Annotated in this window: 33 protein-coding genes; all 33 read right to left on the bottom strand. The window is 57.7% G+C overall.

Going from position 1 to position 25413, the window contains the following annotated elements:
* Positions 1-203 precede the first annotated feature (203 nt).
* A complete protein-coding gene (locus ACTOZL_RS00605; protein ID WP_482476099.1) occupies positions 204-635 on the bottom strand; it encodes a phage holin family protein in 432 nt (143 codons plus the stop codon).
* Between the two features lie 55 nt (positions 636-690).
* Complete coding sequence (locus tag ACTOZL_RS00600) at positions 691-825, bottom strand: hypothetical protein (RefSeq protein WP_482476098.1); 135 nt, start codon at positions 823-825, stop codon at positions 691-693.
* 77 nt (positions 826-902) lie between these two features.
* Positions 903-1286 (bottom strand): hypothetical protein, encoded by a 384-nt coding sequence (locus ACTOZL_RS00595; RefSeq protein ID WP_482476097.1) that lies wholly within the window; start codon positions 1284-1286, stop codon positions 903-905.
* 21 nt (positions 1287-1307) lie between these two features.
* Positions 1308-2744 (bottom strand): right-handed parallel beta-helix repeat-containing protein, encoded by a 1437-nt coding sequence (locus tag ACTOZL_RS00590; RefSeq protein ID WP_482476096.1) that lies wholly within the window; start codon positions 2742-2744, stop codon positions 1308-1310.
* Entirely contained in the window at positions 2734-3282 is a 549-nt protein-coding gene (locus ACTOZL_RS00585; RefSeq protein ID WP_482476095.1) for a putative phage tail protein, read from the bottom strand. The genes ACTOZL_RS00590 and ACTOZL_RS00585 overlap by 11 nt, the downstream gene beginning before the upstream one ends.
* Positions 3267-4502, bottom strand: coding sequence for a baseplate J/gp47 family protein (locus ACTOZL_RS00580; protein ID WP_482476094.1), 1236 nt, complete (start codon positions 4500-4502; stop codon positions 3267-3269). Before ACTOZL_RS00580 ends, ACTOZL_RS00585 begins: the two co-directional genes overlap by 16 nt.
* Entirely contained in the window at positions 4502-4909 is a 408-nt protein-coding gene (locus ACTOZL_RS00575) for a DUF2634 domain-containing protein (RefSeq protein ID WP_482476093.1), read from the bottom strand. The genes ACTOZL_RS00580 and ACTOZL_RS00575 overlap by 1 nt, the downstream gene beginning before the upstream one ends.
* Entirely contained in the window at positions 4910-5167 is a 258-nt protein-coding gene (locus tag ACTOZL_RS00570) for a DUF2577 family protein (RefSeq protein WP_482476092.1), read from the bottom strand.
* Positions 5164-6735 (bottom strand): XkdQ/YqbQ family protein, encoded by a 1572-nt coding sequence (locus ACTOZL_RS00565; protein WP_482476091.1) that lies wholly within the window; start codon positions 6733-6735, stop codon positions 5164-5166. The genes ACTOZL_RS00570 and ACTOZL_RS00565 overlap by 4 nt, the downstream gene beginning before the upstream one ends.
* A gap of 13 nt (positions 6736-6748) precedes the next feature.
* Positions 6749-7444, bottom strand: a complete 696-nt coding sequence (locus ACTOZL_RS00560; protein ID WP_482476090.1) for a LysM peptidoglycan-binding domain-containing protein — start codon at positions 7442-7444, stop codon at positions 6749-6751.
* Positions 7444-9570 carry a tape measure protein gene (locus ACTOZL_RS00555; protein WP_482476089.1) on the bottom strand — a complete coding sequence of 709 codons (2127 nt, stop codon included), beginning with the start codon at positions 9568-9570 and terminating at the stop codon, positions 7444-7446. The genes ACTOZL_RS00560 and ACTOZL_RS00555 overlap by 1 nt, the downstream gene beginning before the upstream one ends.
* 194 nt (positions 9571-9764) lie before the next feature.
* On the bottom strand, positions 9765-10211 hold the full coding sequence (locus ACTOZL_RS00550) for a phage tail assembly chaperone (protein WP_482476088.1): 447 nt from the start codon (positions 10209-10211) through the stop codon (positions 9765-9767).
* Positions 10212-10229: 18 nt separating this feature from the next.
* On the bottom strand, positions 10230-10700 hold the full coding sequence (locus ACTOZL_RS00545; RefSeq protein WP_482476087.1) for a phage tail tube protein: 471 nt from the start codon (positions 10698-10700) through the stop codon (positions 10230-10232).
* Positions 10701-10719: 19 nt separating this feature from the next.
* A complete protein-coding gene (locus ACTOZL_RS00540; RefSeq protein ID WP_482476086.1) occupies positions 10720-12036 on the bottom strand; it encodes a phage tail sheath C-terminal domain-containing protein in 1317 nt (438 codons plus the stop codon).
* Positions 12036-12221, bottom strand: a complete 186-nt coding sequence (locus ACTOZL_RS00535) for a hypothetical protein (protein WP_482476085.1) — start codon at positions 12219-12221, stop codon at positions 12036-12038. Before ACTOZL_RS00535 ends, ACTOZL_RS00540 begins: the two co-directional genes overlap by 1 nt.
* Positions 12199-12651: a phage tail terminator family protein gene (locus ACTOZL_RS00530; RefSeq protein WP_482476084.1), complete on the bottom strand. Its 453-nt coding sequence runs from the start codon at positions 12649-12651 to the stop codon at positions 12199-12201. The genes ACTOZL_RS00535 and ACTOZL_RS00530 overlap by 23 nt, the downstream gene beginning before the upstream one ends.
* Complete coding sequence (locus ACTOZL_RS00525) at positions 12644-13153, bottom strand: HK97 gp10 family phage protein (RefSeq protein ID WP_482476083.1); 510 nt, start codon at positions 13151-13153, stop codon at positions 12644-12646. The genes ACTOZL_RS00530 and ACTOZL_RS00525 overlap by 8 nt, the downstream gene beginning before the upstream one ends.
* Positions 13153-13509, bottom strand: a complete 357-nt coding sequence (locus ACTOZL_RS00520) for a hypothetical protein (RefSeq protein ID WP_482476082.1) — start codon at positions 13507-13509, stop codon at positions 13153-13155. Before ACTOZL_RS00520 ends, ACTOZL_RS00525 begins: the two co-directional genes overlap by 1 nt.
* Complete coding sequence (locus ACTOZL_RS00515) at positions 13506-13904, bottom strand: hypothetical protein (protein ID WP_482476081.1); 399 nt, start codon at positions 13902-13904, stop codon at positions 13506-13508. Before ACTOZL_RS00515 ends, ACTOZL_RS00520 begins: the two co-directional genes overlap by 4 nt.
* Positions 13905-13909: 5 nt before the next feature.
* Entirely contained in the window at positions 13910-14968 is a 1059-nt protein-coding gene (locus ACTOZL_RS00510; protein ID WP_482476080.1) for a major capsid protein, read from the bottom strand.
* Positions 14969-14983: 15 nt separating this feature from the next.
* Positions 14984-15250 (bottom strand): hypothetical protein, encoded by a 267-nt coding sequence (locus tag ACTOZL_RS00505; RefSeq protein WP_482476079.1) that lies wholly within the window; start codon positions 15248-15250, stop codon positions 14984-14986.
* A gap of 11 nt (positions 15251-15261) precedes the next feature.
* Positions 15262-15906, bottom strand: coding sequence for a phage scaffolding protein (locus ACTOZL_RS00500; protein WP_482476078.1), 645 nt, complete (start codon positions 15904-15906; stop codon positions 15262-15264).
* A gap of 150 nt (positions 15907-16056) precedes the next feature.
* The gene (locus ACTOZL_RS00495) at positions 16057-16470 is read right to left on the bottom strand and encodes a protein-export chaperone SecB (protein WP_482476077.1); all 414 of its coding nucleotides are present in this window, start codon (positions 16468-16470) and stop codon (positions 16057-16059) included.
* Between the two features lie 21 nt (positions 16471-16491).
* Positions 16492-16908: a hypothetical protein gene (locus ACTOZL_RS00490; protein ID WP_482476076.1), complete on the bottom strand. Its 417-nt coding sequence runs from the start codon at positions 16906-16908 to the stop codon at positions 16492-16494.
* A 17-nt stretch (positions 16909-16925) separates the two neighbouring features.
* Complete coding sequence (locus ACTOZL_RS00485; protein WP_482476075.1) at positions 16926-17480, bottom strand: hypothetical protein; 555 nt, start codon at positions 17478-17480, stop codon at positions 16926-16928.
* Between the two features lie 539 nt (positions 17481-18019).
* Entirely contained in the window at positions 18020-19495 is a 1476-nt protein-coding gene (locus ACTOZL_RS00480) for a minor capsid protein (protein WP_482476074.1), read from the bottom strand.
* Positions 19485-20993 carry a phage portal protein gene (locus tag ACTOZL_RS00475; protein ID WP_482476073.1) on the bottom strand — a complete coding sequence of 503 codons (1509 nt, stop codon included), beginning with the start codon at positions 20991-20993 and terminating at the stop codon, positions 19485-19487. Before ACTOZL_RS00475 ends, ACTOZL_RS00480 begins: the two co-directional genes overlap by 11 nt.
* Before the next feature lie 13 nt (positions 20994-21006).
* Positions 21007-21354 carry a hypothetical protein gene (locus tag ACTOZL_RS00470; protein ID WP_482476072.1) on the bottom strand — a complete coding sequence of 116 codons (348 nt, stop codon included), beginning with the start codon at positions 21352-21354 and terminating at the stop codon, positions 21007-21009.
* A gap of 11 nt (positions 21355-21365) precedes the next feature.
* Complete coding sequence (locus tag ACTOZL_RS00465; RefSeq protein WP_482476071.1) at positions 21366-22598, bottom strand: PBSX family phage terminase large subunit; 1233 nt, start codon at positions 22596-22598, stop codon at positions 21366-21368.
* Entirely contained in the window at positions 22576-22956 is a 381-nt protein-coding gene (locus ACTOZL_RS00460; protein WP_482476070.1) for a hypothetical protein, read from the bottom strand. Before ACTOZL_RS00460 ends, ACTOZL_RS00465 begins: the two co-directional genes overlap by 23 nt.
* Positions 22957-22960: 4 nt before the next feature.
* Positions 22961-23689, bottom strand: coding sequence for a formyltransferase family protein (locus ACTOZL_RS00455; RefSeq protein WP_482476069.1), 729 nt, complete (start codon positions 23687-23689; stop codon positions 22961-22963).
* Positions 23686-24825 (bottom strand): hypothetical protein, encoded by a 1140-nt coding sequence (locus tag ACTOZL_RS00450; protein WP_482476068.1) that lies wholly within the window; start codon positions 24823-24825, stop codon positions 23686-23688. The genes ACTOZL_RS00455 and ACTOZL_RS00450 overlap by 4 nt, the downstream gene beginning before the upstream one ends.
* Positions 24822-25361 (bottom strand): ParB N-terminal domain-containing protein, encoded by a 540-nt coding sequence (locus tag ACTOZL_RS00445; protein ID WP_482476067.1) that lies wholly within the window; start codon positions 25359-25361, stop codon positions 24822-24824. The genes ACTOZL_RS00450 and ACTOZL_RS00445 overlap by 4 nt, the downstream gene beginning before the upstream one ends.
* Positions 25362-25413 lie beyond the last annotated feature (52 nt).

Here is a 25413-nt window from a genome sequence, read left to right as displayed (position 1 = left end):
TGGGAGCTTGTCCGGGTGTCCTGGAACACCTGCCCGCACCCCTCCACACTGCCGGGTCCAGCCATGGTGTGGATACTGATTCCCATGATCTTTCCCTGTCTTGGGACAGTGCAATGTGGTGAGAGTTTGGTATAACTCACCAGTTTGCTGTCACTCATTGGCCTGCTCCTTTCCTGTTTCATTTCGTGCCATTTTGAAACACGTTATTCGTGTTCCTTCTCTTCGTTGTTCGCTTTGGCGTTCAAAACGTCAATGGCCTTGGTAATGGCCGCTGGGATGGGCACCCCCATCAGCCCCGCATTTTCCACAATGGAAATGGTCTCATTGGCCACGAAAGCGATCACCACCGCGTCCCGGATCACCGTCGTCCCCAGCATCAAATCCAGCCGGTGGGCGATGATAACGATCAGCAGGGTTACACCCTTGCGACACAAGCCCTTCCAGCCGGCCCTGCTCTCCAGTGCTCCGGAGGCTGTCTTGGGGCTGGCACGGAACACTCCGGCCACCAGCATCCCCGTGCCATAGTCAATCGCCATAAAGATCAGCAGCGTTACGATGGCCGCGTCCCAGCCGCCGAAGAGGGAGGCAACAGCGCTGCCTGCTACGCCGACCCCCGTTAAAAATCCAGTTTTCATGATGTACCAACCTTTCTCTTTTTCATTCGTGGTGTAGGATATGTCGGCATACTTACTACGGTAGCATCCCCGTCAGCTCGTTGTGCTGCTCCACGGTCAGGCTGCCGGTTGCCAGAAAGATATCCAGCTTTTCCTTCATCCCGTCCGTTCTGCCCAGCTCAATGAGCCGCTTTAACGTGCGGTACAGCATGGGGTCACCTCCTTTCCGTTGGTTCCAAGTTGGTCTTAAGTTTTCCGCAAGTTGGCCGCAAGTTTGCAGAAAATGTATTATTCTGCCACGCCAAGTTCCAGCATGGTCAGCCGGACTTCCTGGTCCACCGCCATCTCCATAAGGTCCGCGCTGGCGGCGTGGAGGGCTTCCGGGGTCTGCTGCGCCTGCTGTCTGCACAGGGCCAGGTAGGCAGCTTGTCCCATGTCGCGGATTTTGACCGCCTCCCCCATGGTGTCAGGCACGTCGGCCACCTCCAGGCCGTCCATCCACTCGTCGGCTTCCAGGTGGAGGGGCTGGACGTTCTTGCCCAGGGCGATGGCTTCCTCGGCGGTGGGGGAGTAATGGGTGACGGTTTTCTCCACAAACTCCCCGTTTTCGTTGAGGTGAAACTCGGTATTGGTAGACTGATAACGCAAAACCTGTATGATTCTTCCATACATTCGGAACATCTTTATCCATCCTTAGTTATATTTGTTGTTGGCGAATGTGTTTCCGGTTCCGTTGTTCGTATAGTTCTTGCCCATTATATTGTTGCTTGAAATAAGATTGTTTTGGGCATCGTTGGTAAGACTGATACTATAATCATAAACCGTATAATCTCCCGTGGTTCCGTTTCCTCTAATACACGTATTCCCGGTTACTGTGTTGTTTTTGCTAGAACTTATGTTTATTCCATTGCTGTTTTCTTTACACACATTGCCGCTTACTGCATTGTTGTTTGAATTAGAATCTAGGCTTATCCCATTATTATTTTCTTTACACATATTCCCGCTTACTGTATTATTGTTCGAGCTAGACCCCAAGGATATGCCGTTGAAGTTGTCGTTGCACGTATTCCCAATTATTGTGTTGTTTGAGCTAGAATTTATGTTTATGCCTTGCCCACTACTATTGCTGTTTCTGCAAACATTCCCTATTAGCGTATTTCCGTTTGAGTTGCTCCACAGTTGTATTCCTGCATTGCATTTTTCAAAAATATTCCCAGTTATTGTGTTGTTTTCGCTAGAATCCAAGGATACCCCTTGATATTTGCAATTTTCAAACGCATTATTGCATATTTTGTTTTTCCCCGACTGCGAAACCAAGGCGATTCCAGATGAGCCCATATTGGCTCCCGTATTCCCAATTATTATATTGTTTGAACTAGAAAATATATATATGGCGCTTTTGTTGTTATTGTTGACCTCATTACCGATTATTTTGTTGTTTGAACCGTTAGATACGCAAATGCCAAAGCCATATGAAGAATCATATGTGCCGCCTTTCGCCCCATCCAACGAAAAAAACTGGATTGTGTTATTACTGGAACTAACAAATACTAATGCGTAATTTTTAGAATCACCAAGAAAAAATCTTTTTAGTATGGTGCTTCCGCCGTTCCCGGAAAGTGTGACATTATTCTTTTTTACCAATACGGAATTGGTTAGATTGTATGTCCCATCAAGGACGACCACCTCCCCGCCATCATCGGGAAGTGCTGTAATTGCGGCATTGATTTCTACTTGGTCGGCGGTACCATCGCAGAGATAGTCCACTTTATCTGCCGTCCAGCCTGCGGTAGTGGTACCAACAGTGAAGCGAGCAACCCGCTTCGCCTCCGCATCAGGCAGTTGGCCCTTTGGAATTTTTGCATTTTTATCCAATGTTGCTACCCCGTGGGCTGCGCCCTTCTGGTCTATCGGGATGTAGCCCATATCTGGAAGCTGATCGACTGGTATCTTCCCGTTAGCGTCCAGATCGGCCTTTCCTCCTTGCCCGCTCTGAAACTCCTTCAATTCGTCATCCTGCCTTTTTAACTCCTGATCAATTTTATCCATGTTGCTATTTTGAACCCCTACATCATAAAATTCAGATGCAAGCGGCTTGATCAGGTTATAGTTTTGGGTTTTATCCGCCACCTTCAAATACCTCGTTTCTTAAATCGTAATGCGAAAAAACTGCAAGCTGAGCGTGCGTAAACCTTCCAAGCTCATGATAACTGTTGTAGGGCCGGGATATCTGCAAGATCAGATTCTGGGGACTGACCCGCTCCAACAGTGCCGCCACGTCGTTGTAGTTGTTCTTGGCCGCCAGGCCCAGCTTCACGTCCAGGGTGTAGCCCTCCACCACCTGCGCCGAGAAATTCCCAGGGCCGCACAGCGTTCCCAGGATGTTCCGCAGCTGAGAGAGGCTATAGGGCAATTCCTCATTGAGCCGGGTCAAAATACGAAAGCGGCGGTCCTCCAGGCCGTCGGTGGCCTTGGGGACGATATGCAGTATCTTTTCCCAGCGGGACAGCCCTGCGTTGCCTGCCGTCATGAGAAATTGATCCTCCAACAGCCCATCCGCGGCCTGCCAGGCCCGTTCAAATTCCGGCTGCTCCCCGTCCATCATGGCCTGGTATTCCGCATAAGCCCGAACCACATAGGGCAGATAGTCAATCAGCCGCCGCTCCAAGCTGTCACCCCCTCCACCGTAATTTCGCCTAACACCGGGATACGGTCTGGGGGCAGGGGACAGTTGGCCGCTTCGCCGTTGATCTGCGTCCCGGCAATATCCAGCACCCCGGATACCCCCAAGATGCGGCTCTCCAACTGGCTCAGGCGCACCACCAAGGCGTCCTCCTGGTCTGCCCAGCTCTCCGCCAGCTCGTGGAAATAATCGGTGATGGCCTCGGTGATGTAGGGAGCCACCGCCTCCCAGTTCCAGTCTGTTTGATAGAACAGGCAGAAGGACAGGTTTACCACCGCGTCCTGGACCCCCTCTACCATCACCACATGACCGATGGGCGCAATGCCTTCCCCCTCCCCAGCATTTTGTAACGGGTCCACTATGTTCTGCACCAACTCCACCAGGGCAGCAGAGGGTGCGGCATAAGCGCTGTCAATCACCGTCACTTTCACCGTACCGCCCACGGTCAAATGGCGCTCCGCAGCAGCGGCATAGACGGCCTCTAGCCACGCCCTTACCCCCCCTGAGGCAGATGCTCCGGCAATCCACTCCGCTGTCCCCTCCGGCGGCAGGAGCGCCGCCGGTTTGATGTTCCCGTTCCAGGCCCGGTAGACCTTCGCCCCGCCCACGCCGGGAATGGCGTTGATCTTCTCCAGATAGTCGGCCCGGTTGCCGCCGAAGGCCTGGGCATTGAGGCTGTCAAAGTACCGCTTGCGGAACGCCTCGGTGTCCTCCTCGTCCTCGCCAGGCACCAGCAGGCCCGTGATGGTACAGCTTTCCAAGCCCTCCACATAGTCGATGGGCAAGACCGGGCCGCTCCAGGCGTTGCCGATCTCCCCCGCCGTCTCACAGGTCAGCTCATACGCTCCGTTCCCGAAGCTGTCCGTGACGCCGTAGTTGCAGGCACCGATGGAAAAGCGGGTGTTGGCATCCAGCTCCAGGGTAGGCGGGGTGATCTGTAAGCGCAGGGTGGCAGGGGTGGCGGAGTAGGGCACGATGCCACGTTCCGCCGCCCGGAGCAGCAGGTATTCCCGGCTGGCCGTATCCGCAAAAGTCTCCCGCAGGATGTTGTCCAGCTGCAAGTACAGGTTCTGCAGTTCCACCGCCGCCGGGGCATGGCTCAGCCAGACCAGGGACCCTTCCCGGGTGTCCAGGTTGGCATTGACCGACCGGGCTTTCTCCAGCATCCGCTCCAGCAGCAGTTCATACGTGATCTCTTCATACATCAGATATCCACCTCCATTCCAGTACGGAATGCACCAAAAATGCTGACCACCCGAAAGGTCGTCAGCACCCGCTTCTTCCCGGATTCAAAAGAGAAGTCCTCCACGGCGGTGATCCGGTCGTCCTGGAGCAGGGCCTCCGTCACCCGCCGCTGGATTTCCACCACGCAGTAGGCCAAAGGTTTTCCGATGAGGCCCCGCAGTTCCACGCCGTAGTTCCAGGAGTGGATGAGCCAGTCGTAGCGCTCAGTATTCAGGATCAGAAAGACGGCCTGCTCCACCGCCTCCAACTGGTCCGTCATGCCTCGGACCGCCAGCTCCTGGTGGTCCAGCCGAAAGGTCCGGCTGGGCGGGTTGGCCTCCACGGTGAAATCCTGGGTCAAGTCGTCCTCATATACCGTAGGCAGCACCTATAAACTCCCCTCCTTTCCGAGAATCAAAAACTGCTGTCCGCCCTGGAAGCGGAGCAGGACCAGGCGGTCCCCTTCCTCAAAGGTTGGAACCGGGGTCAGGGCGAGAAAAAATTCCTTCGGGTATTCCTCCTGCTGGGACAGCCGGATTTTCAGCGGAGCCAGGGAGGAAACGGTGCCAAAGAGCAGGGCCGCAGGCTTGCGGGCCTCCACGGCGTTCACCGCCACCTGCTTGATAATCTCAATAAATCCCGTCATGCCGCAAACTCCCCCCGAATGCCCGACAGGGACAGGTCCATGGTGTGCAGGCCGTGTTCCCAGGTGTGGGTCACTTTCTCCACGCACATATAGTTGTTGACCGCGATATCCCCCAGGCCCATCTTCACCACCACCAGGCTCCCGCCCCGGACCCGGAGGTCCCCAAAGGCCCCCTTGATGGTCAGGGTGCGGTGTTTCTTGTTGTAATAGTTCAGCAGGATTTTCGCCCGCTCCGCCAGCAGCGCCGCCGTGGGGCTGCCGTCGATTTTCTCATAGTATTGCAGCTGCCCCCACTTGCCCTGGTTCACCGGCTCGTTGGTGACGTGGGTCTCCCGCTCCCCGGTCTGGTCGTTGTCCACCGCCAGCTTGATCTTGTTGTAGGTGTCCTTGTCGATGCTGGATTCATAGTCGTAGCCCTTGGCGGTATCCTCGTCCACCACCACGTCCAGGATCATGTCTTTCAGAGGCTTCAGGGTCAGCTCGCCGAAGTCGTCATAGAGGACATACAGCACCCCTGTATTCACCACCGTCAGGTCCGAAGCGTTTTGCAGCATATCCAAAAGGGTCCCCTCCTCGATGCGGCTGGGGATTTTATACTTGGTGTCGGCCACGGCCCCCACCTGGAGGTGGTAGTCCGTGGCGATCATGGACAGCAGTTCGGCGTAGGTCTTGTTGGTGTAGGAGAGGGTGTCCTTGTTCTTGAGATAGCGCAGCTGGTCGTAGGCGGTCACATTGATCTGGAGGTTATCGCTGCGGCTCTTCTTGAACACGAAGCCCGCGAATACCGGCTTGCCGTTGAAGCGAAGGGTAACGGGGTTCCCCTCCTGGAAGTTGAGCACACCGTCCTTCAAAACTGTAAAGGTCAGCTTGGAGGGCGCCCCCTTGCGGCTATGCTCCAGCTTGACACTGCCCTCCACCGCCGGCAGATAGATCTGGTCGTTCTGAATGAGGATTTCCACCCCGTAGGACAGATGCGCCGGAAGCCCGGTCAGGGTGATCTTCTGGGCGGTGCCGGTCCCGGTGGTGGATTTCGCCACTACGGTGGTGATCTCCTTGCTGGCCGGGGCGGCGTTTTCGCTGGAACCAGAGCTTCCCCCAGACGTGCCGCTCTTCTTCCCGGACGCCGAGGACGCAGACCCACCTCCGCCGTAGGCCGGGCCGGTATAGCTGGTATTGCCCCGCGACACATAGTTCAGGGGGTTCTTGCACACGCCCCCGATCTGGACCTCAAAGTGCAGGTGCGGCCCCGTGGAGCAGCCCGTAGACCCCACCAGGGCGATCTTCTGCCCTGCCTTGACCTGGGCCCCCACGGAAACGATGATCTTGCTGCAATGCTGGTACAGGGTCACGATGCCGCCCCCGTGGTCCAGCTTGAGAAAATTCCCCCGGATGCTGGAATACCCCCGATAGATGCACTTCCCCGGCTTGGCCGCCAGGATGGACGTTCCGGCTCCGGCGGCGATGTCGATGCCGTAGTGGTAGGAAGATGCCCCTTTCTTGGGCGGCTTTCTCGGCCCGAACTTACTGGACACATAGCCCCCCGCACAGGGCCAGACATAAGCGCTCATGGCGTCCCTCCTCTCATTTCGCGGGCAGTTTTAAGATCGTTCCGGCGAAGAGCCAGTAGCCGTTGGAGCTGCTGGCTTTGCCGTGCTTCCTGGCGTCGGCGTCCAGGGTTTCCAGATTCAGCTTAATGATCTCCGGATACCGGGTGCCGCTGCCCAGGTATTTCTTGGCGATGTTCCAGAGGCAGTCCCCGGATTTTACGGTATAGGTTTCCTCCGTGGTCTTGCCGGTGGTGGGACGGTCCTCCTGCTTCACCGCGGCGGTGGTCTGGTTCTGCTCCTGCTTGAAGGTGATGGTTTTCGTCGTGTACCCCCGGTGCTGGAGCAGGGTGATCTCCACATACACGTCCCGCCCGTAGCGTTCCGCGTCCTCGGTGAGGCTGTAATCCTCCAGGGAGACGGTGAAGCTGCTCTGCGCCCAGCCCTGGGGACGTACCACCTGGAACAGGAAGGGTTTTAATCCGTTCTTCAATGCCTCCAGCTTATCCAGGAAGTGGACCGGGCCTTGAAAGCCGCTCAAATACTGGGCGAAAGGATAGGGAGAGGCAGGCAGCAGGGCCGAGAAGGTGATCTTCGACAGCCCCGGCCGCTTGAGGATGCCCACCTCCTCCCCGTTGATGAGGGTGAGGGTCTTGTTCTGGTTGTTGATCTTCACCGTCAGCTTTTCCGGCGCCACCGGCAGCAGTTCTCCGTCCAGATAAAACTGGTACATCAGATATGCACCCCCTCGCTGACCTCGATCATGGCTTCCTCCAGCTTCTTTTCCAGGTCCGAGACGATACCGTCCAGGTCCTGGGTGCCAGAGACGTTGTTGTGGTTGGTCATTTCCACCTTGATCTCGGCGGTGGTGAAGCGGTTGATGGCCTCCCGCTCTGCGATCTCCCGCAGGAGTTTTAGCTCTTCCTTGGTCAAGTCCAGGGCGTCGGCCATGTCTGCCGTGTTTCCGGCAGTATCCCCGGCGGCGTTCTGGATTTGGTCCAGGACATTGCCCAGGTCGTAGCCCTCCCCCTTGCCCAGGTCCGGCGCCTTGAAGAGGTTGGATACCTTCTCGCCTAAACCCTTGCCGAAGGAATAGCCCTTGTCCCAGGCGGCGGAATACTCAAACCGCTGCAAGTGCATCTGCTGGGCGTCCATCTTCTCCATGACCTCAACACCTTTGCCGAAGGTCTTGTCTACCCAGCCTCCCAGGGAATTCCGCCAGTTCTGCACCGCCCCGGCCAGGTTGGAGCCGAACACGGTATCAATGGCCGACGCCAGGGATTGCAGGACCGACAGCACCGTGTCCGCCAGATCAAAGAACAGACGGCACACCGCCGCCACCGGGTCGTCAAATACCGTGGCGATAAAGTTGGCAACAGCGGCGATCAGGTTGTAGATCAGCACGAACACATCCACCACCAGGTTATAAAAGACGATGAACAGATTCCCCACGAAGGCCAGGGCGGCCATAAAGGCCCCGCAGACGATCCCCGTGGCGGAAACCGACGTCCCGGCGAAGTGGTTCATCGCGCCCACCGCCGCGTAAAGCACCGCGATCAGAGCGATCACCGCCAGCACGATCCAGGTGATGGGGGAGGCCATCAGGGCGGAGTTGAACACCAGTGTCGCTGCCGAAGCCGCCGCTGTGCTCCCGGTCAGGACGCCGTAGCCGATGGACAGGAAATTGACCACCGCGGCATGAGCCGCTTTCAGCGCTCCGCTGACCGCTTCCACCACCAGCGCCCCCTTGGTCACCGCCAGATAAAACAGCATCGCCGCAGCCACACCCAGGATAATAGGCTCGATCCAGCTCCAGTTTTCCGCGATGAGGTTCGCGGCAGAGAGCATCAGGTCCAATACCTCCGCCGCCACCTGGGCCACCAGAGCGAGACCGCCCAGGGTGCCGCTTGCCACCCTCTGGAACTGCTCACTGTTGGCGATCTCATTCAGCCTTTGGAGGACTGGGGAGAACAGCGTCAGGGCGGTGTTCTGCATACTCGTCGCCACCTGAGCCCAGGTCTTGGGCATGGAGTCAAACTTGGCGTTGGTCTCCTCGGCGGCGGCGAACATGGCGTTTTTCACGACTTCCGCCGTGATAAGTCCTTCCTCGGCATAGCTTTTGATGGAGCCTTCTGCCGCCCCCATGTACTGTTCGATGGCCCTTGCAATGCCGGGGGCGTTCTCCAGGATACTGTTTAGCTCTTCGCCCCGCAGCGCCCCCGCCCCCATGGCCTGGGTGAGCTGGAGCATGGCGGCGGACTGCCCCTCCGCCGAGGCCCCGCCGATGACGAATTGCTTGTTGATCTGCTCCATAAAGGCGATCAGCTCATCGTTGCCAGAGAAGGCCGACTTGGCGTTGGCCCCCATGCTGGCAATGGCGGAGGCGGTGTCAAAGTATGCCGCCCTGGAGTTTTGGGCGGAGGCCATGACCTTGGCCTCCAGCTCCGCCACACTGCCCCCATCGTCCACGATGAGGTCCAGGCGGGCAGTGGTGCTGGCCAGGGTGTCGGACAGGCCGATCACCTTTTTCATCCCTGCCAGCCCGCCCAAAGTCAGGGCGATGCCCTTGAATTTGCCCAAAAGACCCCCGGCGCCGTCGGTCCCGTCGCGGATGTGTCCATTCAGGCGCTGCTGCTCCCGGTCCGCGTCCCGGATGGGGCCTTCCAGGTCGTCAAAGGCCGCGCGGGCGCGGGCCAGTTCTTCCCGTGCCCGTGCCAGGGCGGCGGTGTCGACGGCGCTGCGGGAGGCGTCTTGCAGATTTTCAAAGCTGTCTAGGACGGTCCCCAGGGCCGTAGTGATGCTTCGCAGGGGGCGGGACATCCCGTCATAGAGGGCCAGGGCCGTGCGGATGGTGGCCATAGGCGTGTGCCTCCCTTCTTATGGTTTCTTTTCCAGCTCCCGCCGCTGCTTGGCCTCTGCCTTCACCCGCTGGTTGACGGCGGCGATCAAAAAGGCCCGCTCCCGGCGGGGCAGTTGGAATACCTGGGAGGGCAGCAGGTGAAGCTCATGCAGGCAGTAGTAGCACAGATTCGCCTCCCCGTCGCCCTCCTCGATTAGTTTTTTGCCACATCCACCTCGTCCTCCAAGGTATTCTCAAAGCCGCAGACCTCCTGGACCTTTTGGAGGTAGTCGACATACTCCCCAGGCGTCAGCATGGTCTTCAAGACGGCCTCCGCGCCCAGGACGTGGTAGCTGTCCTGGAGGGCCTTGTCGTGGAGGTTGGGGAACACGGTACAGGCCACCGCCAGCTTGCCCAGGTAGGCGTCATAGTCTGTTTCCCGCTGGGTGAGGTTCTTCCGGCCGGGAACGGGAACCCGTTTGGCGCAGCTCTGACGCAAGGCTTCGTCCTCGGTGCCGGTGATGGTCTTGATCTCCCACTCTACGGGCTTTTGTTTCCCGGTCTTGGGGTCTGTCTCGTCAGACAGGAAGCGCTGAGACGCGGCGTACTTGACGTGCTCCACCGAGAGCGCGTTTTCTGCGAAAAATGCGGATAAGCTCATGTGAAATCCCTCCTAAAATCAAATCATTCCGTCCAGCAGGTTGAAGGTCTCCGGCATATCGAAGTCCTCAAAGGTGAAGTCCAGCTCCTCGTCCAGGTAGTCCGCATCGGCGTCGAACTTGGTGAGGATGCCGCCGTTGACGTTGCAGTCCTTCAGGATGATGGTCTGTCTCCCCACCGCAGCGGTCTCATCCTCGTTGGTGACCTGGATGTCGAAGTAAACGTCCTCCCCGGTATCCTTGTAGCGGGCCAGAAGCTCCCGGAAGAGGCTGGTGTTGAAGTGGAACTTGGCCGAGCCCGTCCCCTTCCAGCCGGTGGCCTTGTTGCCCTTGCCGGTCTTGCCCAGGATGGGGACTTCCTTCTTGGTTTTCTCAATCTTCGCTTCCAGGCTGATGGCCTGCATCAGGTTGTAGCGGTTGCCTTCAATGGTGACATAGCACTCCGCCTGAGAAGCGGAAATGGTATCCTTTGCGTGCATGGTTGCTGCCATCGTTCATCCCTCCCTTCGCTCAGGAAACATAGACCGTCATATAAAGCTGCTCCATGGCGTTCACCGGAGTCACGGCATCGGTCACCACCACGGACTTCTTGTTGTCCCCCTTCTCCACGGTCACGGACTCCCCGGAGAAGTCCTCAATGGCCCGGATGGTCTGGAGCTGCTCGTGATGCTTGACGATATCCGCCCAGAGGCTGATCCGCCCGGCGTTGTCGTTGGGGACCTTGCCCAGGTACTTCCTGGCAAAGAGGACCGCAATGTCATTGGCGATCTGGTCCAGGACCCGGATGGTCTGATTGCTGGAGAAGTCGGCGCTCTTGGTGTCGGTGACGGAGACGAAGGTGTTGATATCCGACAGCACCACCGGCTTCTCGTCCACCTGATGGAAGAGGAAGGCTCCCTCCTGAATGCCGGCCTCCAGCTGGGTCTGGGTGTAGTCAGTATCGGGAGTATACTCTCCGTCGTAGGCCATATTGGTGGCGGAGGCGTTCACCGCCGTACCGGCTACCACGCCCGTCACCCAGGGGATCAGGGCGGTGCTTTCCTTGTCCTCCGCCAGGCCGTTCTTGACGCTGACCACGCCCTCATAGTCCGCCAGATGGGTGTGGACCACCAGCTGGAACTTCTTGCCCACCTCGTCCCGCATTCGCGCACAGAAGGCAGAAAACAGGCCCTTGATGATGGGGTCCTTGGAGGGACAGCCCATGGCGTTGAAGTTGTAGACCTCCACCCGGTCCAGGTAGGTCTGATAGGCTGCGTCCTGCACCTGTCCGTTCTCGCCGCCGGTGAGGGGCGTCCCGGCAGCCAGGGCCAGGGCGGCGTCCTTTTTCCAGCATACAAAGTCGTTGTCCTGCAATTCCGACACGCCGCTGACCCCTGCCTGGGCGTCCACTTGGGTGGTATCCAGGTAGGTGTACACGTCGAAGAGGGGGGCTTCCTCGGTGCTGTCCTCTCCGGCCTCCACCACCAGGCGCAGAGCATTCCCCCGGACGCCGGGATACCTGGCCTCGGCAAAGGCGTTGGCCGCTTTCTTTCCCTCTGTGTTGAGACGGAAGCAATGGACCGTTTTCGCATGGGCGAAAATCTCCCGCAGGGGGCGCAGCTTCGGGGCGGTGTAAGCGTAGCCGAAAATCTTCAGGCTATCCTTCTGGAACGCCTCTCGCTCTACGGTAAAGACAGCCCCCTCCGGCCCCCAGTCCAAGGGCAGAGGGAGAGTAGCCGTCCCCCGGTCCGAGAGGGACGCGCTGGCACGGGCCACCGACACGAAGTTCATATAAGCGCCGGGCAGCACCTTGTTCTGAACCAGGAAGGTTCCTCCGCCGAGTGCCATTATCTCACCTTGCCTTTCATAAATCGCTGGAGCAGGCCGTCCACCTGTTCTATGGTGTAAGTCTCGCCGTCCTTCAGCAGGACAGACAACAGGTCCTGCCGTCCGACGTAGCGCCGGAAAGTCAGGACCTGCCGCTTGCTGAACACCGCCGGAGCGGCTTTCTTATCGTTGCTCTTCTCGCTCATGTGAGCCTCCTTCCTGCCGGAGCGTCAAGTCCTCCATGGGGATTTCCTGACGCTCTTTATAGACATAATGGGGGTACTCCACCAGGGCGTGAAGCACCCCGTCCACCCGCTCAAAGCGGAGGTCCCGGCCCCGGAGCTGGTCCCCGGCGGGGGTGGTGATGATCTCCAGGGCCTGGGTCAGGCGGTCCGCTATGGCAAGGCACTCGGCGTCCCCTTTGCGGGGATAGTAGATCACATCCACCGTGATCTCTCTGCGGTATCGCGCCCCTAGCTGGGGAACTTGGGCGGCCGTAGGGATCACCACCGTAAAGTCTCCCGGCGTCAGGCCCTGCTGCACGTCTCCGCCGTGAATTTTCACCGGAGGCGGGAAGGCAGCATGAAGGGCCAGGGTCACGCCGTCAAAGACGCTGTTGAAACTGATCTCAGCCATTACCGCCCATCGCCTCCCGCAAATACCGCCGCAGCTTCTGTTCGATCACTCGTGGGGCCATCTGCTGAAGTTCCCGCTCCGAGATGGTCAGGAAATACTGCCCCGGCACCCAGCCGTTTCCGCCTCGCTTGCGGTGGCCGAACTCCACATAGCTGGCATAGTGGACCGGGTTGATAACTTCTACCGTGTAAATCCCGCCCTGTTTGGTGACAGGCAATGCGTCAGCGTATGCCTTGGCCCCTCTGGTCCCTGTCCCCCGGCCACCTTTGGCCTCAGCCTCTGTGCGGGCCGTCCAGCCCCGGCGGAGGGTGCCGCCCTTCTTCCCGCTGCCGCGCTTGTACTTCCCCACCGGGGTTTTGGGGATCACCAGGGCCAGCAGGCGGGCCGCCAGCTCTTTGGATACGGAGGTACAGAAACGGTCCAGCTCTGCGCCCTGGAGGCGTCCCAGTTGGTCCCGCAGGTTTTGTAATTGCCGGAAATCGCAGTTTCCCCAGCTTGCCATCAGGTCCACCCCCTGAACACTTCCAGCGGGATTTCCTGGTGACAGGAGTACACCGCTGCCTTGCCGCTGCGGGCATAATCACGGGTGACGCCATTCTGGGTGACGGTGACCTTGGACCCTTCCGGGATATCCACCGCCGGGTCGATATAGAGCGTGACCCCCTGGCCTGCCTGGGCGGCTTCCTCCTCCGGGACGGCAGGGCTGACGGTGCGGTAAGACACCCGGCAGGGTGCCTCTTCCACCGTCACCCGCTCCACCGGCTCGGTACGGCCCGTGGCGGGGTCCAAAACACCCTCCAACACCGACACGGAAGCCATCCCAGACCACAGGCTCTGTATGGCCTTCTTACGTCTCACCATGCCAGCCTCCTGTACGCCCCAAGCACATCTTCCGCTGGGTGGGCCATGGCGGCCAGACGGGCCAGAAAGCGGTTCTCCGGGGTGTCTACGCCGTCACTGGCTCCGGCAAAGGTGACGGACACGTCCCCTTCGGTGATGCTCTTGGGGGCAGAGGAGAAGTCTAAACCCGCGATCTCCAGGGTGCCAGCCGCCAGTCTGCCCTCCAGGAAGGCCCCTGTCACCAAGTCCGCCAGGGTATAAAAAAGACCCTCCGGCAGCTCCTTGTGGTGGATGCTGGTCAGAAGGTCCTGGCGGCACTTGGCCTCCAGGTAGTCCAGGGCGGGGGCGTCCTCCTCCGTGAGTGTATAGCCCAGCATAGACAGCCGGAGCGTCACGGCTTCCCGCAGGTCCATCCCCATCACCCCCTGGAGAGGATGCGGCACAGAGCGATAGCCTTGTCGTCAATATAGGACCGGTTGGCCGCGGTCGTCTCCCCGGAGTGTACGATATCCCAGTTGGCCCCGTTGGACAGCTCGGCATCTGTGGGAGACAGGGACGCCTGGGACGTCTTCTCGTAGCTGATCCCCTTGGGCGCGAACACCTTCCGCTGACGGGTGTAGAGGGTATCCTGGCCGCCGTTGGTCTTGGGGTCACGGGCCATTTCGTAGGGCTCCTTGACGCCGATGTCCTCATACTCAATGGCGCCCTCTCCCAGGACGTAGCTGGTGTAGCGGGTATAGCCGTCGCCCTTGCCGCTGGCGCTCTCTGCCACCTCTTCCACGGGCATTCCGTCGTCGGCGATCACTAACTTGCCGTTCCAGGCGTACAGGTCCAGGTCACGGGTGATGCCGTCCTTGTCCGTATACTTCAAGTGGCTAATCAGGTTCAGGTTTTCCAGGTTCGTGGCAACGGCGGAGTGCAGGAAGATCATGGAGAACTTCTTCTTGCGGTCGCCGCAGGCTTTGGCGGTGGCGGTGTTGAGGGTAGTTGCCTCCATGGGGCCCGCCACTTCATAGGTGTGCTTCGCCACGAAAGCCGCACCCTTGGTGGAGGTCATGGAGAACACCCCTTTGAGAATCGCCAGAAGGGTATCCTGGTCTACGTCCTGCCAGTATTCCGCTACCTGCTGGGCCACGTTGTCCATGAAGTCAACGCCGCCGGTGATGTCGTAGGAGAAGTCCTTCTCCACCCACGCCTTGGCCCGGCCTACCACCACAACACCTTGCTCAAAGGTCTTGGTGGAGGTGGCGGTGATGTCGGTCTGACCGTCGTAGTTCACGGCGTCACCGTCCAGCAGGCCCCGCATGGCGATCCGGGCATAGGCGGTGCCGTCCTGGGTGGTGAACACAGAGCGGATGTCCGGGTTGCCCGCCAGGACACGGGACTTGCGCAGCTCGTTCAGGCGGGTGCGGGGGACGCGGTCGGCGCGGTATTTGAATGCCTGGGGGTTGAAACTTTTTGCGTCAAACTTGGGCATAGTTACCTTCCTTTCTTACTCTGCGGCCTTGACGGCCTTTTTCTTTGCCTTGGGTTCCTCGACGCCTTGGTCGGGACTGGCAGGTGCCTCCAGGCGGGCCAGGACTTCCTGGGTGACTACCTCCGCCAGCTCTTCCACAGTGGGGAGGTTTTCGGCCAGGAACTGCACAAGGCCCTCCTGGGTTCGGGGCAGATCACCGGGTGGGCATCCGGTCAGGCGGCCCGCCAGATTCCGCAGCGCGTCCTCTATGGACACCGATGCGGGTTTTACCACGCGCATCATAGTCTCACCTCTCAATCCAGTTTTGTGTCAGGGTGCTCGGCCAGGTACGCCGACAGCTCTGCATAGGACATTTCCGACGGCTTTTTGTTTCCGTCAGGCTTGCCCCCGCCGCCGCTCTCCCCGGCCTTCCAGCCCTCCCGCTCTACCTTGCCGAAGAGGAAGTCCGTGGAGGCGTCCTTTTTCAGGGCTTCGATCCGGCCTGCCAGGGTGGCGGCTTCGCCGTCGATCTTGCCGGTGACTTTCCCATCCACCAGCTTGGCCGACGTCAGGAAATCCGCCAGCACCGCCCGGACGGCGGTGTTGTTGCGGGACCCAGCAGCGGTCAGCTCTGCGTCCACGGCAGAGAGCAGCTTCACCTGGGCCAGCTCCTTTTCGTATGCCGCCTTGTCGGTCTTGGCCTGCTCCTCCAGCTCCCCGATCTTCTTCTCCAGGGTTTCCTTGTCCCCAACGAGCTTTTTCAGGTCAGCCAGGGATGCGGCATGGGTCTTGGCACTCTCTTCCAGCTGGCCCACCTGAGTCTCCAGCTCCTTGACCTTGCGGTCCTTGGCGTCAAGGTCCGCCTGGGGTGCATACCCCTTCTTGATCTCCTGGGTCACCGCCTTGTCGATCTCGTCGGTGTAGGCGTCTCCCAGGATGGTTTTCAGCCATTCCAGCATGATCCTTGCCTCCTTTTCTGGTTTTGGGTATGAAAAAACCACCTCTGGTTATCCAGTGGTGGTTTCATCAACAATATAGTTTTCAGTAGCACAACAGCTTATTTCCCCAACCTTTCTGCTTGTAAAAACAGCAGAGAGTATCAAAATCGCTCAGTCCTCATTTTCCTCAAAAAGGTTATTGATATTAACTACTGGCACAATAACGGGCACTGTTTCAGGCTGAGATGTTAGCAAAGTCATCTGCGAACGAGCATAGGGAAATATGATAGCTATTGCATTTTTCTCTAATAGGATATCCTTTTGTGGGTTGTCTTCTGATATTGAAAAATAGCCTGTCATTTGCACTTTTGCTTTAAACTCATCATCTCGATCCGCTTCAATGGCAAGCATAACACGATATGCCCCCTCGCCATCTTTTTCAATGCCGCGAGAGAAATTATACCTTGTTTCAACGCTACCTCTAAAGCCAAATCTCTCAAACGTCAATTCATCACAAACCAAGTGGCTCATATGTAGAACACTTTCTACCTTTTCACTTTGACCGTCTTTGCGCAATTGTTCCATCGTGTCACCTCAACCTTAATGTTATGCAGCAACAGGCACAGAACTGTTTGTATCCTCATCTGTGCTATGCCAGTCTCTCGGAAGTACCGTTCGTCTCTGGTCAGAAATTGATGTTCTATGTCTATAGAGGATATTTCGTTCTATATCGCTGCTACAAAGCGAACTGGAATACTTTATTGTACAATGTTCACTCGTATACTTAGGATTTTGAGTGTCCTTGCAGTTTAATACACGGATAATGCTGGACTCATCAAGTCCATCAACTTGAGCAAAAATATCGCCATTTGAATCAATATGAACATCCGAAAGTGTGCGATCAATTTTTTCAAAGAAATCATCGCGACGCTGGAGGACTTCCTTGTTTGGGTGAATTTCACTTGCTACAAGGGCACGGCTTTCTTCACGAGTGAGATAATAATTTTTCCCATCAATCCGCATAAATTTTCCCTCCTGATTTACGCATTCATAGTATCAATATAGTCATCTAACTCCTGATGGTCTTCAATACACAGGTACATGAACTGAGTTTCGCCATCTTCACTACGATTGCCCAAAGACTGAAAACCTCTCTCTTCGTAAAATGATATTTTCCCAACAAGCGAGTTAATCACAATATACTTGATGGGTACATCTCTACTAGCCAATCGTATTTTACTGACTATTAGCTCAAGCGCAGAAGTGCCAATTCGCTTCCTCTGAATATTTACATCTACCGCCAAATATGTGATTTCTATAGCGGAATACTGGAGACTTCGATTAGCGTAAACCCGACTGTAACAGTCCTGATCTTCTTCTGGAATATGCTCTTTGTTGAGTGTAACCAGTTTTATCATGCAATATCCAACCGGGACAGGAGACTCGTCGTTTTCCTGGACAGTAATTTCGTATCCATATCCTTCTCTGAGTAATGTTGCATAATATGAGTCATAGATTTGACTTTCAATTCCTTTATTTCCACAATGGAAGGAACCAGGTTCCACATCTTTAGTAAGTTTTCTTAACCCTAGCATATTTATCCCTCTCTTTTATGCTACATATCAAACTTCCCGCAGCTAAAAGCAAGAGGAGTGTCAAAATATTAGGGTAAACCCACAAAAGATGAACTGTAAGGCGAAACACCCACAGAAACTCTTTCTACGCATGACAAACGAATTGAAGCTATACCTCTGCAAGGTGCGCCGTTGACACTCCCCACAGCTCATAGGGGGGCGATTATTGCATTCTGTCAGGGTTGTTATAAGTCAGTGCTGTCAACAACACCATTTAGGAAGGGAAGCAGGTCAACCCTATTCCCCTTTTCAGCGGACTTTAGTGGGCGTCGCCTCTCCCGCATCTCTCAGGTTTCCCTTGTCATGCCATCGGCGTGTGGTCGCAACGAAATTTACCACCTCAAAGCCCTAATTTAAAAAAACAAAAGGAACACTTGGCAGGCGTCCCATTCCTCCTGCATCTCTCAGGGTCACCCCTTGTCATACCAGCGGCGTGTGGTCGGGACGAAATCTACCACCTCAAGTGTTCCTCTTGCTATTGTACTTTTATTTTACCAGAATTATTCCCGCTTGTAAAGCACTGTTTTGTTCCGCACCAAACGATCATATTCTTTTTCTCGAATCTTCCATGCGGAGAGAACCGAATTTTTGAATCCTGCCGGGTCAGTGCTCGTATGCAGCCGCAAAACAATCCGAAGCCGCAGCCCTTGCTCATCAATATGCTTCAAAACCAATCCTGTACTGGCTGCGTCCTCCAAGATGTAGTCCGGTGAACGGATGGCTTCCTTCAGATACGGCGCAATGGCTTCAAAATGCCCTGGATGATGGTCCTTGATATGCTGAATCCGCTCATCGGTGATAATGACCTCATCCGTAGTGATGTCCTGTGTCACACAGCGGTATAGGTCCTTGTCCAGCTTTCCAATATAATGCACGGCAGCGGCCTCACTTTTCGGTCGATTCCTGCCTAGTGTATCATCTGGCGTGTTCTCCGTCAAGCCGGTGTCTTGAGCGAACTTCTTCCGCCACTCGTCGAAGGTCATATCTGCGGGAACTTTGGGAGTCGTCCCGTCCACATTCCTGGCCCACCGCTCCCCGATCCCCTCCATATCCGCAAAGTACGGACAGGTGCAGCAGCGGCACCAGGGATGGAAGGGCGGGGCCGTCAGCCCCACCTGATAGTCGGACTGCTTGAACGCCTTCCCGTCCAGATCGCCGCAGAGGGGACAAGTCTCCCCATCGAAGGTAGCCACCACCTTGTACTGCTCGACCTCCAGGTCCTTGTAGCAGTCCTTCTGAGCGGCAGAGGAAAAGGCTGCGGCTTCTGTCATAATCAGCCGCCCCGCCTTGTCCTTTGCTACGCCGAACTGATGGGCGATGGTGCTGATAGCCCGATCCGGCGCTTCCCCCCGAATAATCATCTGCGTCAGGTTCGTGTTGACGCTGTTCACCAGGGCCTGCTTGTTGGTCCAGCAGCGGTCCCGGAAGGTCAGGCCGTCCGCTGTCCAGGGCCGGGAGAGGACTTTCTCAATAGTCCGCTCGTCAATGGCCTGCATGGTCCAGCCCACCCCAAGGCCCCGCTGGAGCTCGAAGGCAGTGCCGTAGTAGCTGCCCAGATAGATCCCCCGGATCACCGTATCCACCACGTCAAGCTGATTCCCGCATAGCCGCTCGGCCTGCTGCTGAAGCTGGAGCTGAATCGCTTCCAGCCGGGAGATATGTACCCTGGCGCTGGCGTTCTCCAGCTGCTTCATCCAGGCACCGTCCAGGGCGTTCTGCTGGCCGTAGGCGATGTATTCCCCAACAGTCCAGCGAAATTCCTCCAGCTCGGCGGTATTCAAGAGCCGTCGGGCGTCGGCCAGGGTCAGGCCGTTGTTGTCCGCGAAACGCTGATACCAGGCCGCAAGCTGCCGCTGGACCTCCGCCTGGGCGGACTGGAATTGACGCTCCAGGTTCTCCACGTAGGCGTAGGACTGATCTTTGAGCGCGTCCTCCATGCGCTTCATCCGCTGCGCCCAGTAGACGCTATTCTTCATCCCCCTCACCGTCCTTCACCGGTGCATCCTGCCCTTTGGTTTTCTCAAACGCCTGCCGGTAAGGGTCGGCGGCAGCCTCCTCTTCCCGCTGGGCGTTCAGCCGAGCCATTTCTTCCTCCGGGTCACTGACCCACGGGTGCATCTTGATGATGGTCTCATCGGAGAGAATGCCCACCGACGTATTGCAGTTGTTAATGGCCTCGGTCTCGTTGATGAGGACGTCCCGGTCGAAGATGATCCTGACCTCGGCCCTGTCAAAGCTGCCCTTGCCGGTGTTCGCCAGGTGCTGGTTCACAAACCACAGAAGTTCCTCCATACTGGCTTGAAACTCCATCTCAATACCGTTGGCGTCCAGGTCGATGTCGGAATACATGGACTGGATGTTCATCTGGTTCGGATTGCCGCTCATACGCTCGTCCTTGGCGTCGAAGCCGCGGGCGTTCTCAATGATGGCGTCCTTCAACATGGCCAGCAGCACCTTGTAGTTCTCAGCATTGACTTCCAGGGTCAGGGCCTCCACCCCGCCCTCGCATCCCTCGTAGGACCGGACCTTAATCACGCCGTACTCCGCCAGGTTCCGCCGGAAACGGCCCAGGTCCTCCCTGTCGTAGTTCTTGATAACCAGGACGGTGGTATGCACGTCCTCCTCCATCTGATTGGCGAAGTTGGACAGCACCTCATTGTAAGCGTCCTGGAGGCACTTCACACGGGACAGCAGCGTCAGCTCGTGGTGGGAGGACTTGAAGCACACCAGGGGAATCCGCGCCCAGTTGTAGCCGTTCGTCTCCCCGGTCACCGGGTCCGTCTCGGTGATGTACGGTCCCGACCGGGCGTAGTCATCCGGCTCCAAGGTCCCGTCGTCCCGGCGCACGAAGCAGTCCACCCCGCTGCCGTGTAAAACCTCCACCTTGACCACCTCTTTGACCTGCTCCGTCTCGCTGTACTCCTGGACCACATAGACGTGGATAGCAGCGTCCAGAATCGTATGATCCGCGTCGGCCCAGAACGGCAAGACCTCATCCGCCGGGAACCGCTTGAAGGCCAGCTCCCCCGCCTCATAGTACGGGTACAGCCAGCACACCCCGCCGATCCAGGCCCCCTCGCCCACGGCCCGCAGGAGCCGACGGAACCCGGCCCCCAAAACACCGTTCAGCGCTTCTGCATAGACTTTGTTCTCCGCATCGAAGGAAAACGGCCGGCCGAAAGAGTAGTTGGTCTTTTGGTCCACCATCTTGGCGTATAGGTTGTTGCACAGGCGGTTGTTGGGCAGATGCTTCAGCTCCGTCAGTTTCCCGTCGTCGTCCAACGCCAGCCTGCGGCGGCGGTCTATGGCCTGCTCTCCGTCGTAGTACCGCTCCGCCTCGATCTGCCGCCGCCGGGCGGGGGAGTGGAGCCAGGCAGTGATCTCCAGCTCCAGGAAGCGCTTGTCCGTCATGCCATGGCGGTAGTTGGTGGCGGTGCGGGCGGCGCAGTCGTCGCGCAAATTTAGAGTTACCACGGATACCACCACCTCACAGACAGCCCGCCTGCTGCCAGACGGCGAATATCTTCGGCCCCTGGATGGCGAACCAGTCCACCATTTCCTCATTGTCCGCCCAGGAATCGGATTTCTCCGCGTTGACACTCAGCCCGCTTTCGTGGAGGAACGCATGGACGATCTCATGGCGCATGACCTTTCGGCGGTAAACGTCCAAGTCCCGCAGTGCTCCGGCCTCATTGCGTTCCTCCGGGGTGTAGTCCCGAACCACGCAGCACCGGACGCTGAAATCACAATAACCGTCCCGGTCTTTCAAATAGGCATCCTCCGCTTCGGTCAGATAGCGCAGCGTGTACGGTACGCCCAGAATAGAAATCTGCATAACATCCCTCCTCAAAAACTGTACAGCTCCGGCGCGAATACCTTGTGAACGAAGTAACGCACATCGTCCATGGCGTGATCGTTCTCCTTGATGGGCCTGTCTCCGGCGGCCTTCTCGTCCCAGCGGTACAGGCCGAACTCCCGAATACAGTCCGTGCAGCCCTCGCAGATAAACAGCCGCCCCAGCTGGAGCTGTGTTGCCACGTCTCGAATCCCGTCCAGCACAGCGTTGGACGCCTTGATGTCAAAGAATCGTCCATGCCGCCGGATGGTTTCTAAGAACGAAGCCGCCGACGGGTCCACGATCACACCCCGGATGGGCAGATCCCCGGCCAGCTTCTCCAGCTCCGTGTAATACTCCTCGTCGGTGCGCTGAGCGCCTTCCTTGCGGCTGTCGTAGTAATACTCCCGCATCCGGTACCACTTGCCGTTTGCGCGGCCCCAGAGGCCCATGCTGGTGGGGTTGGCGGTGCCGTAGTCCACGCTGATGTAATACTGGTCGTAAGGCCGGGGCTCCGCAGGGACAACGTGAAAGTCCTTGTTGAACATGGTGTAGATCAGGCCCTCGGCCACCACCCACAGACCCCGGATATAACGGTCATAGAACACCCCCGAATACATCCCTTCATATCGCGCCCGGATTTTCGGGGGAAGAGCCGGGTTGTCGTCCATGGTGAAGTGGATGTGTAGAGCGTTCTTTTCCTTTGGCTTCTCGTTTTCTATCCAGTTCTTGTAGAACCAGTGTTCTGGCCCCTCCGGGTTGCAGTTAAACCAAAACTTGCTGCCATCAATGGAGCATCTGGCCAGGGCCTGCTCCACGAAGGACTGGGGCTGCAAGGCCACCTCATCCAGCAGCACCCCCGCCAAGGTGATGCCCTGGATCAGCGTGTAACTGGATTCATCCCGGCCACCGAAGAGGAAGTATGTGTTCTCCCGCCCGGTGCCGTCGGAGATAATCAGTTTATTCTCTGACCTCCGCTCCACGATCTCCAGCTCCGGCGGCACCCAGTCCCGTAGATTGAGGACCACATTCCGCCGTAAACTCTCAATGGTCTTGCCGCACAGGGCGAATTTCTGGCCCTGGAAGGCGACCATGCTCCAGAGGATGAAGCCCACGGTCATGCACACGGTTTTTCCGCTGCGGATGGAGCCGTCGCAGATCAGGGCGTCCCGGTCTTTGAATCTCGGCTGCTGCCACCACAGCATGGCCAGCTCCTGGCGCTTACTCAACCTCTGGTAAATCATCGGTGTCCACCTCCCCGATATCCATAATAGCCTTCAACAGGGTATTTTCCGTTTTCACCTCGCCGTCATCCGTCTTGTTCCCCGGCTCCCGTTGGTTCAGATACTGCTTTCCCAGCCAGATCGCCATGGCGGCGTTCTCTTCCGCCAGACGGAACTGCGACCGGCGCAGCGATATTTTCCCCTTCCCCCGCTTTTGTTGAAAAACTAGGGAAAAACTCTGCTTGTAGGTACGCCTGCACCAAGCGTTCAGGGTCTTTTCGCTGACCTCTAAAAAGCCGCAGATTTCCTCCTTGGTGCATTGCAGGCCGCAGAGGTTTTCAAACTGCTTCTGGTCGATTTCTTTCCGCGGCCTTGCCATGCGCTCACCTCCTGTGATAAAGCTCCGGGTCCGCTATGTTGTAGGTACACCAGGTACAGTCCTGGACACAGCCGAAACAAACAGAGGGCCGCCTCTCTGCCGCGGCGGGACCGCCAAGGGCAGGCAGTTCCCGACGCGCTAATCTGGCCCTGTCCCAGGACGGTTCCCAGGTGGCACCGCTTTCGTCCTGCTCCGTCTCACAGAAAATACCGCGCTGGATATCTCCCACAGCCCCCAGCAGAAGCTGAACGCCTACCGGGAAAATAGCCCGCCATAGGTCGTGATAGTCCCATTCCGGCCGGACCCACACCAACGCCTGACGCAGGATCGCCCCGCCGTCTGTCTGGTCCGTGAGCCGGTAAACGGTACCGCCGGAAACATAGTCCTTCATGTGAATCGTCCACCGAACAGCATCTCGGCCCCGGTGTCGGGGCAGCAGGGACGGATGGAAGCCAATGCCGCCATACTTCACTTTTGCCAGGCACCGCTCCGAGATCAGCCAGTGGGAGTGCGCCGACACGATCAACTCCGTTCCCTCTGGAATACGGTCGGAGGTCAACTGCTCGCAGTCCGACACCAGCGGCAGCCCTTTTACAGCTGCGTAGCCGTAGAGTTTGTCCCGGTGCTTCCCTGGCGGTGCCGGGGCCACACCCACGATCTCGTGTCCGGCTTCCAGGAAGGCTTTGCAAACCGCTTTCCCAAAGGACTTTTGACCGCATAGGAATATCTTCATGCCGATACCTCCCCGATGTACTTGAATCCCTGCACCGCCCGGAAGTGGCCGCCGTATCCGGTACCCAAGGTCTTTCCTCTTTTCCGCACCCCCGCTGTTTTGATTGACTTTATTGATTTGGCCTTATTCCCGCCGTAAAGTACTGCGGAACATTGGGTCCACTTCGGACTGCGGCGCAGGGCCGCACACATCTGAGGGTGACTGGTGTGAAAATACAGAGGATACCTCCGTCCTCCCCGGCCCTGGCCTTGCTTGTGGTACTCCGCCACCCAATTCAAGAAACGCAATCCGACCCCCGCCCCCTGCCACTCCGGCATAGTCACAAGCCGGGTGCCGCGATAACCGCGCACCTCAAACCGTGGGGCCACGGCCATGTGACAGGCCAGCTCCCCGTCTACGGTCCCAACAAAATACTCCCCAGCCACCGGCATGGGGAGGTCTAAATAGTAATGCGGCTTAAAATAGTTCCAGTAACTCTGGTCGACCTTCCATAGTTCAAGCTGGATTTCTGGCCGCTGCCGGGGAACCCCACGTTCAAAGGTCCTGGTTTTCGTGTCGATGATCCAGTCCGGCTGAAGCCAGTCCAGAATGTCATAGTGGGGCGTAAGCAACACCACCTTTCCGCCTGGGTTTCCCCGCCGCCATGCTTTTTGGAACGCCTGCGAACCGATCCGCGCGATTTGCCGGTCTACCACCGACGTGAACTCGTCCACGACGATTTCCTTGGGCTTTTCGCAGATGATACGGGCCAGCCCTGCCCGGAACTGTTCGCCGTTGGACAGCACCCGAAACGGCCGCAGCCAGGCCGGGACCGTACCCAGGCCCACACTGGCTAATGCGCCTGTGACCTCGTTGAAGTCTCCGTCGGGGGCGATGCAGTCGATCACCGGGCGGTCTGCTTCCCAATCCTGGGTGTAGTCATAAATCCGGTCCGTTCCGAAAATGGTCCGGCCGATGGAAGTCTTGCCCGACCCGGATGGCCCCACCACAACCCCGATGCTCCAGTCTCCTGACAGATCCACATCCAGCTCCAAATCAAAGTTGCAGCCGTTTTCCGCATTGAACAGGCTCTTGACCCGTGCGGCCCGGTAGCTGTCAAAATCACTGACGCGGTTGTGTACTTCCAGCCTCGTCATACCGTCACCACCCGGCAATCGTAGCCCATGCCTTTCAGCTTGTTGTAGCAAGCCTCCTGCTCGGCCTCGCTTTCCAGGATGACTGTCACGCCGTACTGCTGGGTATAGTTGAACTCAGATTGCGAGAAGTTTCCGGCCGGTTCTCCGCCATCCTGCGGCTCCTCGTCACCGCCGATCCCCCAATCCAGGGACAAATCCCCAAAGTCCAGGCCCTCCAGCTCGTCCGCCAGAAGGTCCAGGTCCCAGCCGGAAAGCTCCCCTGTTTTGTTATCCAGCAGCCGGTATTTCCGCCGCTGCTCCTCGGAAAGGCCGGTCTTTATGATGACCTCGGCCTCTTTCCGCTTCAGCTTCTTCAGGGCCTTATACCGGGTATGCCCGGCCAGGATCACGCCGTCCTCGTCCACGACGATGGGCGCGATATAGCTGCACTGCCGGATACTCTCCACCACAGCATCTACCGCCGGGTCGTTGCGCCTTGGGTTCCGCTCATAGGGGTGGATGTCCGACAGCTTCCTCGTCACTAACTGCAATTCCATTGCACACTGCTCCTTTTGTGGTGTATCCGCAGCCAGCGTCGTTGGCGACCGC

Source organism: Evtepia sp., assembly GCF_056797215.1.
This window is presented reverse-complemented; position numbering and strand designations above follow the sequence as displayed.